Source organism: Achromobacter sp. 1011811831, from assembly GCF_059760905.1.
The window spans coordinates 47364-61108 of the sequence record NZ_JCBANG010000011.1 but is presented as its reverse complement, the minus strand read 5'-3'; the positions used below and the strand labels follow the sequence as shown (position 1 = coordinate 61108).

Sequence of the window (13745 nt, the reverse complement as noted above, 5' to 3'; positions counted from 1 at the left end):
ATGGTTCGTCCGTGGCTCGCGCACTATCCGCAAGGTGTTCCCCAAGAGATTTCCACCGAGGGCTATGCCTCGCTGGTCGATTTGCTGGACCGGGCGTGTCAGCGCCATGCGGCCCGCACCGCCTGCACGGCGATGGGCACCGACATCACCTACGCCCAGCTCGACGCGCATGCCCGCGCCTTCGCCGCGTGGCTGCAGTCGTTGAACCTGCCCAAGGGTTCGCGCGTCGCGCTGATGATGCCCAACGTGCCGGCCTACCTGGTCAGCATGCTGGGCGCGTTGCGGGCCGGCCATATCGTGGTCAACGTCAACCCGCTGTACACGGCCGAAGAGCTGCAGCGCCAGCTGCTGGACAGCGGCGCCGCGGTCATCGTGATCCTGGAAAACTTCGCGCGCACCTTGCAGAACGTGCGCACCCGCGGCGAGCTCAAGCACATCGTCGTGACCGGTCCCGGCGACCTGCTGGGCGGGCTCAAGGCGCCGCTGGTCAACTTCGTGGCGCGCCATATCAAGAAGATCGTGCCGGCCTGGCAGATCGACGGCGCGCGCATGCTGCCGGCGGTCCTGGCCGACGGCGCGCGGCGGCCGTTCACGCCTCCGGCGCTGTCGATGGACGACGTGGCCGTGTTGCAATACACCGGCGGCACCACCGGCGTGCCCAAGGGCGCCATGCTGTCGCATCGCAACCTGACCGCCAATGTGTTGCAGACCGAGGCCGTGGCCCAGCCAGTGATCCACGACCTGGCGGATCGCCAGCTCACCATCCTGAGCGCGCTGCCGCTGTATCACGTGTTCGCGATGACGGTTTGCGGCCTTTACGGGTTGCATGCGGGCATGCGCAACGTGCTCATCATCAATCCGCGCGACCAGCCTTCGCTGATCAACGCCTGGCGCAAGGTGCCCATCAATCTGTTCCCCGGCGTCAATACGCTGTTTAACGCGCTGGCGCACAACGAGGACTTCGCCAAGCTGGATTTCTCCGTGCTGCGGCTGACGCTGGGCGGCGGCATGGCGGTGCAGCAGGCGGTGGCCGAGCGCTGGCTGAAGATCACCGGACGGCCCCTGATCGAAGGCTACGGCCTGTCCGAGACCTCGCCGGTGGCCACGGTGAATCCCACCGACGCCACCGCCTATTCCGGTTCCATCGGCCTGCCGCTGCCGTCTACCGACGTGGCCATCCTGGACGACGCGGGCAATGAGGTGCCGCTGGGCGAACGCGGCGAGGTCGGCATCCGCGGGCCGCAGGTCATGCTGGGCTACTGGCGCAAGCCGGAAGAGACGCGCCAGTCCATGACGGCCGACGGTTACTTCCGCACCGGCGACATCGGCATCATGGACGAGCAGGGCTACACGCGCATCGTCGACCGCAAGAAGGACATGATCGCGGTGTCCGGCTTCAAGGTTTATCCGAATGAAGTCGAGGCCGCCGTGGCCCAGCATCCGGGCGTGCTGGAATGCGCGGCCATCGGCGTGCCGGACGAACACTCGGGCGAGGCGGTGAAGGTATTCGTGGTGAAGAAGGATCCGTCGCTGACCGAGGAGCAGGTCCAGCAATGGTGCAAGGACAAGCTCACGGGCTACAAGCGCCCGCGCTACGTGGAGTTCCGCGACGAGCTGCCCAAGAGCAACGTGGGCAAGATCCTGCGCCGCGAGCTGCGGCCCGACGTCGAGGCGGCGGCCAGGCCCGTGGCCTGACCGGGCGCGGGTTCAGTCTTGCTTGTCCAGGTGCGGGGCGATCATTTCGTGCAGGGCCTGGCCGATGGCGGCGTTGCCCGCCACGACCCGGCCGCCGATCGGCCAGGAGTCGCGCTTGTGCATGTCTGAGCAGATACCGCCGGATTCGCGCACCAGCAGCGTGCCGGCGGCCACATCCCAGGGCGCCAGCCCCATTTCCCAGTAGCCGTCATAGCGGCCGCAGGCTGTCCAGGCCAGGTCCAGCGCGGCAGCGCCCATGCGGCGCACGCCGCGCGCGCGGTTGATCGCGTCATGCAGCATGGGCATGTATTGCCCGGCGAAGGAAAAGTCGCGGAAAGGGAAGCCGGTGGCCAGCACCGCGTCATCCAGCGTCTGCGTGCGCGAGCATGAGATGCGCCGGCCATTGAGCCATGCGCCCAGGCCGTAGACGGCGGTGAACAGCTCTTCGCGGCAGGGGTCGTAGACCACGCCAACCACCGGCGTGTCCTCGGCCAGCGGCTGGCCGGCAGACACCGATGCGCCGGCATGCGCGATCAATGCGATGGAAACCGCGTAGTGGGGGATGTCGTGCAGGAAATTGGTGGTGCCGTCCAGCGGGTCGATGTACCAGGTGGCGCTGCCTTGGGCCTGTCCGCCGGTTTCCTCGGCCACGATGCCGAACTGCGGCGTGCGCGCGCGCAGCTCCTGGATAATGGCGGCTTCGGCTTCGCGGTCGGCCTGCGAGACCAGATCGTTGCGCGCCTTGCGATCGATCACGAGATCGGCGCGGTGATGCGCGTAGGATTGCAGGATGGCGGCGCCGGCGTGCGCGGCGGTGACCGCCGCGTCGATCGTGGCGCACAGGTCTATGGGCGAACCCATCGAGCGGGGCTGATCGTAGGTATCCATGCGGCCAGTGTACGCCCCGCATGCGTCAGCCTTGTTGCGTCCGGCCCCAAAACCGCGCCGCCCGTGGCGTGCATCCAACGTCGGCGCCGCGTGGCCGGGCTGCGCAGGACCGTCATGTCGTCCGATAATTCGCGTCATTCCCGAATCTGCTGGAATCCTGGTCCCTCATGTCTTCGTCTTATGTTCCCCTGGCGCCGGCGACGGTTGCCCTCGATGCCGAAGGCCGGCTCTACAGTCCGGCCTATGGCGACGTCTACCATTCGCCGGCGGGGGCGTTGGGCCAGGCCGAGCATGTGTTCCTGCGGGGCAATGGCCTGCCGGAACGCTGGCGCGGCAGGGATGCTTTCACGGTCTGCGAGACCGGGTTCGGGCTGGGCCTGAATTTCCTGGCGCTGTGGCGGGCATGGCGCGACGATCCGGCGCGCAGCGCGGCGCTGCACGTGTTGGCGGTCGAGGGACATCCCTTCGCCCCGGTTGATCTGGCCGCGCTGCTGGCGCGCTACGCGCCCGAGTTGTTGGCCGGCCTGGCGCAAGAGCTGGCGGCTCAATGGCCGCTGCCGTTGCCAGGCTTGCACCGGCTCGAATTCGACGGCGGGGCCGTCACGCTGACGCTGGCCTTTGGCGAGGCGCAAACCGTGGCGTCGCGTTTGGACGCCTGCGTGGATGCGTACTTCCTGGATGGCTTCGCGCCCGGACGCAACCCGCGCATGTGGGAGCCGGCGTTGCTGCGTGAACTCGCCGCCATGGCAGCGCCCGGCGCGACCCTGGCCACCTGGGCCTGCACCGGCGAGCTGCGCAAGGCGCTGTCCGAATCCGGTTTCGACGCGCGCCGTGAAGCCGGCTATGGCGGCAAGTGGCACATGACCGTCGCCACTGCCCGGGCAGAGGGCGCGCGGGCCGTGCAGGCGCGCGCCCGCGTTCGGCCGCGCGGCCATGCCGTCGTGGTGGGCGCGGGCCTGGCCGGCGCCGGCATCGCGCAGGGCCTGGCGCTGCGCGGTTGGCGCGTGACCGTGCTGGACGCGGCACGCGCCGAGGGCGCGCCGGCGCATGCCGGCCACGTGGCGGCGGCGCTGACGCCGGTGGTGGCGCGTGACGACAACGCGCGCGCCCGGCTGTCGCGCGCGGGCAGCGCGCGAGCGCTGGCGCGATGGCGTGGCTTGCCCGAGGGCGCCGCGCCGCGTGTCTGCGGCACGGTGCAATTGGAGCGCGACGAAGGGCGCGCGGCGGCGCTGGCGGGCACCTTGGAAACACTGGCGTTTCCCGCCGAATGGGTGCGGCAGGTCGATCGCGATGAAGCCGGCGCGCTGGCCGGCATGCCGGTGGCGCGCGGCGGCGTGTATTTCGCGCAGGGCATGCTGGTGCAGCCGGGCCGCCTGATCGAAACTTTGCTGGCCTTGCCCGGCGTGACGGTACTGCCGGCGCAGGTCGCGCGCGTCCATCAGGATGGCGGGCAGTGGCAGGCGCTGGACGCGGCGGGCCGGGAACTGGCGCGGGCGGACACGATGATCCTGGCCAACGCGGCCGGCGCCCGCGGCGTGCTGGATGCCAGCGGACTGCTGGAGCCCTGGCTGCCGCGCGTGGCGCAGATGCACGCGCTGGCCGGCGAAGTCACGCTGTTGCCCGCCGCGGCGCTGGGCGGCGGGCCGCGTTGCATCATTGGCGGCGAAGGCTATCTGTTGCCCGATACCGGCGAGGGCTGCGTGGCCGGCAGCACCTATGTCCATGGCGCGGAACAGGCGCTGATCAGCGCTGAGGGGCAGCAGGTCGCGTTGGGCAAGGCCGCCGGCTTGCTGGGCGCCGTCGGTCCGGCCTGGAATGCGCTGACGCCCGGCAGCCTGCCCGGTTGGGCGGGGTGGCGGGCGGTTCTGCCCGGCCGCCTGCCCGCCGTGGGGGAATTGGCCCATGCCCCGGGACTATGGATGGCCGCGGGCTATGCCTCGCGCGGGCTTTCCTGGTCGGCGCTCATGGGAGACATGATCGGCGCTCGCCTGATGGGCGAACCTTCGCCCCTGGAGCGGGATCTGGCCGGATTGGTGACGCCCCGTTGAGGGGCGTTGAAAAAGAGGGGTGAACCCTGTTGTAACAGGCCGTTATTGGCGTGCAGTCGCAGAAATTGGGTGAATTTACCGCCAGATAGGCCCGGTTTTATAGGGTTGGGGAGCATTTGCGAGGTGTCGCGACAGGCTGGGTCAGGGACCGATGGCAGGCTTTTGCGGCCCCTTTTTTGTATGAATTGGTCGCCCAAAAGAGGGACCGAGTTTATTTCAAAGCCCAAATCCGTCAAAATAACGGCTTTTGATGGTTTTTGGCTTAAGCCGGGGGATGCTCTGTGCCGCCCAAGTTCGACTTTGCCCATACTACCCAGCTCGATACCGTCGAGCTGTTGACGTCTCGCCCCAGCCGCATCGATTTCGACGCGGGCGACGGGCTGCATCTGGTAGTCGAGGCGCATGCGCCTGGGGTTTTCCGCCTGCGTTTCGGCGAGGCGAGTCTGCTCAATGATGACAAGCCGGGCGCGCGTGCGCGCGCCGTCGCGGAAATGCTGCTCGCGCGCCAAGAGGCCGTGGGCGAGTCTACGATCAGTCCGCGCGACGACGGCGACGGCTGGCGTATCGCGCAAGGAGACGTGACACTCGAGGTCCGCTCCAATCCGGTGCGCGTGGCGCTGTACCGCGGCGAGGACCAAGTCTTCGCGTCCGAGGTTTCCGCGCATACGCCCGCATTCGGCCACAACGCGCTGGACGACGCCGAGGCGGCCGCCTGGACCGCCGGCTTCACGCTGGGCGCCAACGAGCGCGTCTACGGCCTGGGCGAAACCCCGGGCGACCTGAACCGGCGCGAGGAATCCGTCGTGTCCGACGATCCCGAGCACCGCGCGCTGCCTCTGGCCTGGAGCCCGCAAGGCTGGGGCGTTTATGTGAACACCATGCGCCGCGTCGAGCACGCGGTGGGCGCCGCGCCGGCGGATTCGGCCTATGTGCTGACCGTCGACGACGCCGTGCTGGACCTGTTCCTGTTCGCCGGCGAGCCGGGCGAGATCCTGAACCAGTACACCGCGCTGACCGGCCGCGCCGGCCAGCCGGTGCTCTGGGCGATGGGCGCCTGGCTGCAGCAGGCCAGCGGCGAGATGCCCACGCAGACGGTGGCCTTGCTGGCGCGCATGCGCGAGAACCAGATTCCGGTCGACGCCGTGACGCTGGCCCAGCCTGCGGCCTGGGGCTTCCTGTCCGACAAGACCGTGTTCGAATGGGACGCCCAGCGCTTCCCGGACGCCAAGCAGATGCTGGCCCTGTTCCACAAGCACAACGTGCACGTGGCGGCCTCCGGTTTTCCGGGCGTGCTCAAGAGCAGCCCGCTGTTCGAGGAACTGGAAGACCGCGGCTGGCTGCTGTCCAAGGACGATGGCTCGGCGCAGGTGTTCGACGGCATTCCCGCGACGTCCGGCCAGCCTTACGGCCTGCTGGACCTGACCTACCGCGACATCTACAACCTCTGGGTCGAACGCCATCGCCAGCTGATCGAGGACGGGCTCGACGCGCCCGCCTGCGACGCGCAGATCGCCATTCCCGACGGCGTGAACGCGCGCAACGGCGAGACCGGCGCTGCGCTGCGCAGCATGTATCCCTTGCTGGTGCGGCGCGCACTGTTCGACGCCGTGGCTGGCCTGAAGGTGCCGCCCGAAGGCGTGGTGCCCAGTTCCGACCTGTTCCCCGCGGCGCAGCGCCTGCCCTGGCAGACGGGGCCGCAGGCTGAAAACAGCTGGGACGGCCTGCGCCACACGCTGCGCACCGCCTTGTCGATCGGCGCCAGCGGCGTGCCCGTGCAGGTGCACGGCATCGGTTCGGCCTCGCGCGACCTGGCGGGCATGACACCCGAGCTGTACCTGCGCTGGCTGGCCATGGGCGTGTTCTCCGCGAACTTCTCGTTCCAGGGCGTGAACGGCCTGATGCCCTGGGATTTCGGCGACGAGGTCCTGGCGCATGTCCGCACCTGGATGCAGTGGCGTTATCGCCTGGTGCCCTATGTGCTGGGCGCGATCGAGGATTCCGCGCGCACGGGCCTGCCGGTGCAGCGCTCGATGGCGCTGTCCTTCCCCAACGACGAGCATGCCCACGATTGGGACCTGCAATACCTGCTGGGCCCGGCCCTGCTGGTGGCGCCGATCACCGAGCCCGGCAAGAGCGTGCGGGTGTACCTGCCCAAGGGCGACGCCTGGTGGGACCTGAACACGGGCCATCGCTACGAAGGCGGCACCACCTGGACGCTGGAGTGCGAGCTGGGCCAGTTCCCGGTGTTCGGCCGCGAAGGCCACATGCTCTGTCTCGGCCCCGCGGCCCAGCATACGGGCGAGTTCAACTCGGCCCGCATCCTGGACGAGGTCTGGATGTTCGGCATGCCGGTGCACAACCCCGTTGTCATGCGCAACAAGATCCGTGTCATGCAGATGCAGGGCTCGAGCTACATCAAGGGCCTGGAAGGCTTGCGCATATCGCCGTCCGAGGGGCTGGAGGTCAAGCGCCGCGGCGCCGAGGTCCGTATCTCGCGGGCGCGCTGAGCGACAGGGGCAGCGGCCGGACAGGTCCGCCCCCCGGTTTTCCGCGTAACGGAAGCCGCGATGAACAAGGGCAGTCAGGAAGGCTTTCCTTCCCGACTGCCCTTTGCCCTTGATGCGCGGATGCCGCGCCGATGTTTGCCGGCGCGGCTGGCAAACTCTATATTTCTTGTAGTTATAAAAAATGAAAAATACGGTCGTTCTCTTTAGAAGAGAAAAGATACAGAATCGCCTGCCATGATTCACATCGAGAACCTTTCCAAGACCTACGCCACGCCGCATGGCCTGTTCCAGGCGCTGCGCGGCATCAACCTGCACATCGAGCAGGGCGAGGTCTTCGGCATCATTGGTCCCAGCGGCGCTGGCAAGAGCACGCTGGTCCAGTGCATCAACCTGCTGGAGCGGCCCAACGAAGGCTCGATCGCCATCGGCGGCCAGCCGCTGACCGGCCTGGGCGAAGCGCAACTGCGCGCGCAGCGTCGCCGCATCGGCATGGTGTTCCAGGGATTCAACCTGCTGTCGCGCCGCACCGTGTACGGCAACGTCGCGCTGCCGCTGGAAATCGCCGGCGTGCCCAAGAGCGAGATCCCGGCGCGCGTGGAGCGCCTGCTGGCACTGGTCGGCCTGGAGCACCTGCGCGACCGCTATCCCAGCCAGATCAGCGGCGGCCAGAAGCAGCGCGTGGGCATCGCGCGCGCGCTGGCCAATGATCCGGACGTGCTGCTCAGCGACGAGGCCACCTCGGCGCTGGATCCCGAAACCACGCACAACATCCTGGCGCTGCTACGCGACATCAATCGCAAGACCGGCGTGACCGTGGTCATGATCACGCACCAGATGGAAGTGGTGCGCGAGGTCTGCGACCGCGTGGCCGTGCTGTCGCAAGGCGAAGTGGTGGAGATGGGCAGCACGCGCGAAGTGTTCGCGCAGCCGCGCCACGAAGTCACCCGCGCCATGGTGTCGGCGGCCACCGCTTCCGACCTGACCGAGGCCACGCTGGCAGCCGCCAAGCAGCGCATCGAGACGCTGGCCGCCGCCCAGCCGGGCCAAGCCGTGCGCCTGCTGCGCCTGTCGCTGACCGGCAACGACGCCTCGGGCGCCTTCCTGTCCGATCTGTCCCGCCAGTTCTCGCTGGACGTGGGGCTGGTGCAGGCCCGTGTAGAAGATATCCAGGGCGTGGCCGTGGGCACGATGTTCGTGCTGGTCCTGGGCGCGCCCGCCGCGGTCAAGGACGCCATCGCGGCGCTGGCCGCCCGTGACATTACCGTTGAAGAAATTGCTCATGAGCCCGCAACTGATCGACCTGCTTATTACGTCGCTGCTTGACACCCTGCTGATGGTGGGCGTGGCCAGCGCCATCGCGGTGTTGATCGGCATTCCGCTGGGCGTGACGCTGACCGTCACGGCGCGCGGCGCCATGCTGGAAAACCAGCCGGTCAACCACGTGCTGGGCGCCATCATCAACGCCACGCGCTCGGTGCCCTTCGTGATCCTGATGGTCGCCATCATTCCGTTCACGCGCTTGGTGGCGCAGACCTCGATCGGCACCACGGCCGCCATCGTGCCGCTGTCGGTCGCGGCCATTCCCTTCATGGCCCGCATCGCCGAGAACGCCATGCGCGAAGTCGATCCGGGCCTGGTCACCGCGGCGCGCGCCATGGGCGCTTCGCCCATGCAGATCATCGTCAAGGTGCTGCTGCCCGAGGCGCTGCCCGGCCTGATCGCCGCCACCATCGTCACCATCGTCAGCCTGATCGGTTATTCCGCCATGGCGGGCGCGATCGGCGGCGGTGGCCTGGGCGACCTGGCCATCCGCTACGGCTACCAGCGTTTCCAGACCGAGGTCATGGCGGCGGTGGTGGTGGTGTTGATCGTGCTGGTGCAGGCCATCCAGAGCTTCGGCGATCGCCTCGTGCGCCGGCTGTCGCACCGCTGAGCCCATTCTTTCCTACTTCCGACATTCGGGATATTCGCAACATGAGCATCAAGGTTTTGAAGTCGTTGGCCGCGTTCGCCCTGGGCGCAGCCGTTTTTGCCCAGCCCGCGCTGGCGCAGGACAAGCCGCTGAAAGTCGGCGTGACCGCCGGCCCGCATGCGCAGATCTTCGAAGTGGTGAAGCAGGAAGCCGCCAAGCAGGGCCTGAACATCCAGATCATCGAGTTCTCCGACTACGTGCAGCCCAACGTGGCGCTGTCCTCGGGCGACCTGGACCTGAACAGCTACCAGCACCAGCCCTACCTGGACAACGCCAACGCCGACCGCGGCTACAAGCTGGTCAGCATCGCCAAGACCGTGATCTTCCCGATCGGCATCTACAGCAAGAAGATCAAGTCGCTGTCCGAGCTGAAGGAAGGCGCGCGCATCGGCCTGCCCAACGATCCGACCAACGGCGGTCGCGCGCTGCTGCTGTTGCAGGCCAGCGGCCTGATCAAGCTGCGTCCGGAAGCCGGCCTGAAGGCGACGCCGATCGACGTGGTCGAGAATCCCAGGAAGCTGCGCTTCATCGAACTGGACGCCGCCCAGCTGCCGCGCTCGCTGGACGACACCGACGCCTCGGCCGTCAACACCAACTTTGCGCTCGAAGCCGGCCTGAACCCGGCCAAGGACGCGATCGCCCAGGAGTCGCCGGATTCGCCCTACGCCAACGTGCTGGTGGTGCGCGAGAAGGACAAGGACCGTCCCGAGTTCGCCAAGCTGGTGTCGGTCTATCACAGCGCCGCGGTGAAGCAGTTCATCGAGACCAAGTACAAGGGCGCCGTGGTGGCGGCCTGGTAAGTCAAGAACGGGTCTCGCGGCCGGGATTGCCTGGCCGCCGATTCGACTGCGCCCCCAAGGCACAGGCGCCAAGCCTGGTCCTGGGGGCGTTTTTCATGACTGGGCGGGAGAGCGCATCCTGGCGCTGGCCAGGCATGTTGCGCTGATCTTACGGTCACAGGATTCTTTGACAAGATCGGGTAAATCGGCCATAATTTCTGGCTTCGGTCGGGTTGTTAGCTCAGTCGGTAGAGCAGCGGACTTTTAATCCGTTGGTCGCGAGTTCGAGTCTCGCACAACCCACCACCCCGAATTTCAGCGTGTGGCGGACTCTCTTTCCGGGCGATGCGCTGGTGAAGTACGACGATGACGCCGCTCTCTGTGAGCGGCGTTTTTCATTTGGGGCGCGCTGGTCGGGGGCAACACCGGGGGGCAAACCCGGGGTAACAACCCCCCGCATAGCGGACCCAGGTCAACCGCTTCAGGACAACAGCCGAGGCCGCATCGCCGCCGTCAGGTCATGCAGGCTCAGTCCGCAACTGCGCGCGCGTTCGGACAGCGCGGCGCTGTGCTCGAGCGCGCGCTGGCTCTCGGCCAGCAGCACGTCCAGCTGTTCTTCCAGCGTGGCGGCCATGGTCCAGGCGTGTTCGGCGAACTGGGAAAAGAAGCCTTCGGCGCAGGTCCTGCAGATCGCGGTGCCGTTTTTCTCCAGCAGTGGAGCGCCTTGCGCAAGCGTCGATAGGCAGAAGGCACAGGCGAGGGCGCGGCTCATGCGTTGAACGGCTCGTGAAATGGGTTGTCGGACGCGCCCTGCGGCCAGGGCACCTATCAACAACGGCGCGGGCCGGCGACTCTTAAGGCCGGGAAGACGAGCATGGCCCGCCCCCGGCCCGCCACGCGGCGGCTGGTTCGTCCCGGTTTGCGGCGATCCTCAGGCGCAGACGGCCCGCAGCGCCGAGGCCGGCATGGCCTCGCCGGCCTCGATCACCGTTTCGGCGGGAACCTTGAAGAATGCGGCCGTCGTCGCCAGGCGCTGGGCCTGCTGTTCGAGCGACGACGCCGCGGCGGCCGCCTGTTCCACCAGCGCGGCGTTCTGCTGTGTCACGTCGTCCATCTGCGTCACCGCCCGGTTGATCTGGTCGATGCCGACCGACTGCTCCGACGAGGCTTCGGTGATCTCGGCCATGATGCGGGTGACGCGCTCGACCGACTCCACGATGTCCCGCATGGTGTCGCCCGCGACCCGGACCTGGTCCGCGCCGCTGTCCACGTTGGCCGTCGACTGCTCGATCAGGTCCTTCACCTCGCGCGCCGCCTGGGCGCTGCGCTGTGCCAGCGTGCGGACTTCACCCGCCACGACCGCGAAACCCTTGCCCTGTTCACCGGCGCGCGCGGCTTCCACCGCCGCGTTCAAGGCCAGGATATTGGTCTGGAAGGCGATGCCGTCGATCACGGACACGATTTCGGCAATGCGGCGCGAGCTGTCGGAGATGCGCGCCATGGTCTCGACCACCTGCCCGACGGCCTGGCCGCCGCGCTGCGCGACGCCGCGGCTCTCCGCCGCCAGCGTGTTGGCCTGCTGCGCATGCTCGGTGTTCTGCTTGACCGCCGTCGCCAGCTCTTCCATGCTGGCCGCCGTTTCTTCCAGCGACGCAGCCTGTTCCTCGGTGCGCGTGGACAGGTTGGCGTTGCCCGAGGCGATTTCGGCCGCGCCCGTATTGATCTCGTTCACGCTGCGGCGTACTTCGCTGACGGTGCGGGTGAGACTGTCCTGCATGCGCTTGAGGGCGCTGAACAGCAAGCCGATCTCGTTGTCGGCGACCGCCGTCACGCGCTGCGTCAGGTCGCCCGAGGCGATGCGGTCGAAATGCACGGCGGCGTCCTGCAGCGGCGCCAGCACCCGCCGGTTGATGAAGCGCCAGCATCCCAGCGAGAGCGCGAGGGCCAGCGCCAGCATGACGATGGCGGCCACTTCGGCCTGTTCGTAGCGCCGGTCCGACGCCGCGTTGATTTCGGCGCCGCGTCGTTCCGTATGGTCCAGGAATGCCCTGACCCGTTCCTCGAAGCGGGCGTCGGCCGCCCGGGTGCCCGAGACCGCCGCGACATAGGCGTCCGCCGACTGCTGCCGCAACGCCTCGCCCAGCGCGCCGATGCTGTCGATGTAGGCGCCGAACACGCTGTCCATATCCGCGGCCAGTTTCCGGCCGGCCTCGGTGTGCTTGGGCACGCGTTGGTAGACGGCGTAGCGCTGGCGCGCGTCCTGCAGGTACTTGCCGGCTTGATCAACGCTGGCCTGGGCCTGGGCGCCACGGCCGGCCTGCACATCCAGCAGGGCGGCGACCAGGGTGACGCGCGCGCGCAGCAGCAGGCCCTGGGTTTCGTACAAGGGGCGGGTCTGTTCGGTGGACACCCGGTTCAGATCGTCCACCGCATCATCGGCGGCGCGGGCGAATATCCAGCCCATGCTGGTGGCGGCCACCAGGGCCAGCACGAACAAGGCCAGGACAGCGAACAGGCCGGTTCGGATCTTCAGGTTTCTGGGCACGCTTCGGCTCCTGTGTAAGGGTGGCGCCGGGAAACGGGCGCCTACTGGAAAACCCGGGGCGACTGTAAATTTAAATTACATTTCTAACAATTGATCATTTTTCACCGAGGCGTTCCGCTTTCGGCAATGCCATGGATGGGTCCGGACCAGGCGCGGGGGCCAGGAACAGCTGTCGGGCATCGCCGCGCACGAAGCGCAGGAACCGGTGGGCCGCGTCCGACAGCGGCCGCGACGCGTGGGTCTGGAATTGCAACTGCCCGGCATTGAGCAGCGTGTCGTCGAGCGGGCGGGCGATCAGCCGACCGGTCATGACCTGGTCGGCCACGGCGGGCCGCGTGCACAGCGCCACCGCGTCGCCCTGCATGGCGTAGTCGTGCAACGCGGCCGGATGATTGGAGGTGAAGGCCGGCGACAGCGTCACGTTGTACAGGCTGGCCGTCACTTCCAGCACCTGCCGCAAGGCGCTGCCGCCATCGGGCAGGGCCAGCGGGTAGGGCTGCAATTGCTTGATATGCAAGGATTCGTGCTCGGCCAGGGGATGCCCGGGCCGCAGCGCGGCAACGATTTCGGCGGGATGCGAGTAGATGACGGCGATATCTTTTTCCGTGGTCTGGCCATAGGTGATGCCGATGTCGGCCTGGGCGCTGCGCAAGCGGTCGGGCACCAGGCTCGCGTCGACGATGGTCAGGCTGAACCGCACGGCCGGATGTTCCGCCTGGAACGCGGCGAACTTGCGTGGCAGCGCGCTGGTGGCGAAGCCCGGCGCACCCGCGATCCGCACCGTCTGGCGGTGGTGGCTGTTGCGTCCGTCGATTTCCGCGTAGGTGCGCGCCGCATCGGCTTCCACCCGGCGGGCGTGGTCGGCCAGGATGCGGCCGGCTTCGGTGACGCGCATGCCTTTGGGATGCCGCTCGAACAACTGGTTGTGCAGCCGCTGCTCCAGGCCGGCGATCTGCCGGCTGACCGCCGAGCCGACCACGTTGAGCCGCGCGGCGGCGCCATTGACGGACCCTGTGTCGACGACGGTCAGGAAATAACGAAGCGCGGTGCTGTCGAATTGAAGTCGCTTCATTGAATGGATGCCGTAAATCTCAATGCGGAGTCCAGGCGGCCGGCGGCCGCGACAGAGCGTTTGAGGGGACGGGCGAAGGCGGCGCCGGGGCCGGGCCGCGGGCGCGCGGATTCCGGCGAGCCGCGCATGGTTTGGGGGCGGCGGGACGGGCGGATGAGCCAAGCGTGAAATTTATTCCAGCTCTACCTTTTGCCACAATCGCAAATTTATCAATATGTCATTCTAATTTTGGCAATTCC

10 protein-coding genes and 1 tRNA gene are annotated in these 13745 nt (G+C 67.7%); 7 read left to right on the top strand and 4 right to left on the bottom strand.

From position 1 onward, the window contains the following. Entirely contained in the window at positions 1–1695 is a 1695-nt protein-coding gene (locus AC6LJ9_RS06680; protein WP_498146939.1) for an AMP-binding protein, read from the top strand. A 12-nt stretch (positions 1696–1707) separates the two neighbouring features. On the opposite strand, the gene AC6LJ9_RS06675 is transcribed toward AC6LJ9_RS06680, so the two are convergent. Then, positions 1708–2583 carry an inositol monophosphatase family protein gene (locus tag AC6LJ9_RS06675; protein WP_498146938.1) on the bottom strand — a complete coding sequence of 292 codons (876 nt, stop codon included), beginning with the start codon at positions 2581–2583 and terminating at the stop codon, positions 1708–1710. A gap of 167 nt (positions 2584–2750) precedes the next feature. Here AC6LJ9_RS06675 and mnmC point away from each other — a divergent pair, with 167 nt between their 5' ends. The 6 genes from mnmC to AC6LJ9_RS06645 all read left to right on the top strand — a co-directional run bounded on the left by mnmC (position 2751) and on the right by AC6LJ9_RS06645 (position 10195). After that, entirely contained in the window at positions 2751–4631 is a 1881-nt protein-coding gene (gene mnmC / locus AC6LJ9_RS06670; protein ID WP_498146937.1) for a bifunctional tRNA (5-methylaminomethyl-2-thiouridine)(34)-methyltransferase MnmC2/FAD-dependent 5-carboxymethylaminomethyl-2-thiouridine(34) oxidoreductase MnmC1, read from the top strand. Positions 4632–4912: 281 nt separating this feature from the next. Further along, the gene (locus AC6LJ9_RS06665; protein ID WP_212312293.1) at positions 4913–7138 is read left to right on the top strand and encodes a glycoside hydrolase family 31 protein; all 2226 of its coding nucleotides are present in this window, start codon (positions 4913–4915) and stop codon (positions 7136–7138) included. Positions 7139–7372: 234 nt separating this feature from the next. Then, positions 7373–8461, top strand: coding sequence for a methionine ABC transporter ATP-binding protein (locus AC6LJ9_RS06660; RefSeq protein ID WP_498146936.1), 1089 nt, complete (start codon positions 7373–7375; stop codon positions 8459–8461). Next, positions 8418–9071: a methionine ABC transporter permease gene (locus AC6LJ9_RS06655; RefSeq protein ID WP_103272519.1), complete on the top strand. Its 654-nt coding sequence runs from the start codon at positions 8418–8420 to the stop codon at positions 9069–9071. Before AC6LJ9_RS06660 ends, AC6LJ9_RS06655 begins: the two co-directional genes overlap by 44 nt. A gap of 41 nt (positions 9072–9112) precedes the next feature. Then, the gene (locus AC6LJ9_RS06650; protein ID WP_212312291.1) at positions 9113–9910 is read left to right on the top strand and encodes a MetQ/NlpA family ABC transporter substrate-binding protein; all 798 of its coding nucleotides are present in this window, start codon (positions 9113–9115) and stop codon (positions 9908–9910) included. Between the two features lie 209 nt (positions 9911–10119). Further along, a tRNA-Lys gene (locus tag AC6LJ9_RS06645) sits at positions 10120–10195 on the top strand. A gap of 175 nt (positions 10196–10370) precedes the next feature. Here the strand turns inward: AC6LJ9_RS06645 and AC6LJ9_RS06640 are convergent. From AC6LJ9_RS06640 to AC6LJ9_RS06630, 3 genes are all read right to left on the bottom strand, one after another. Beyond that, entirely contained in the window at positions 10371–10661 is a 291-nt protein-coding gene (locus tag AC6LJ9_RS06640; RefSeq protein ID WP_103272521.1) for an MSHA biogenesis protein MshH, read from the bottom strand. Positions 10662–10820: 159 nt separating this feature from the next. Beyond that, positions 10821–12434 carry a methyl-accepting chemotaxis protein gene (locus AC6LJ9_RS06635; protein ID WP_498146935.1) on the bottom strand — a complete coding sequence of 538 codons (1614 nt, stop codon included), beginning with the start codon at positions 12432–12434 and terminating at the stop codon, positions 10821–10823. 94 nt (positions 12435–12528) lie between these two features. Then, entirely contained in the window at positions 12529–13506 is a 978-nt protein-coding gene (locus tag AC6LJ9_RS06630) for a LysR family transcriptional regulator (RefSeq protein WP_498146934.1), read from the bottom strand. Between the last annotated feature and the right edge of the window lie 239 nt (positions 13507–13745).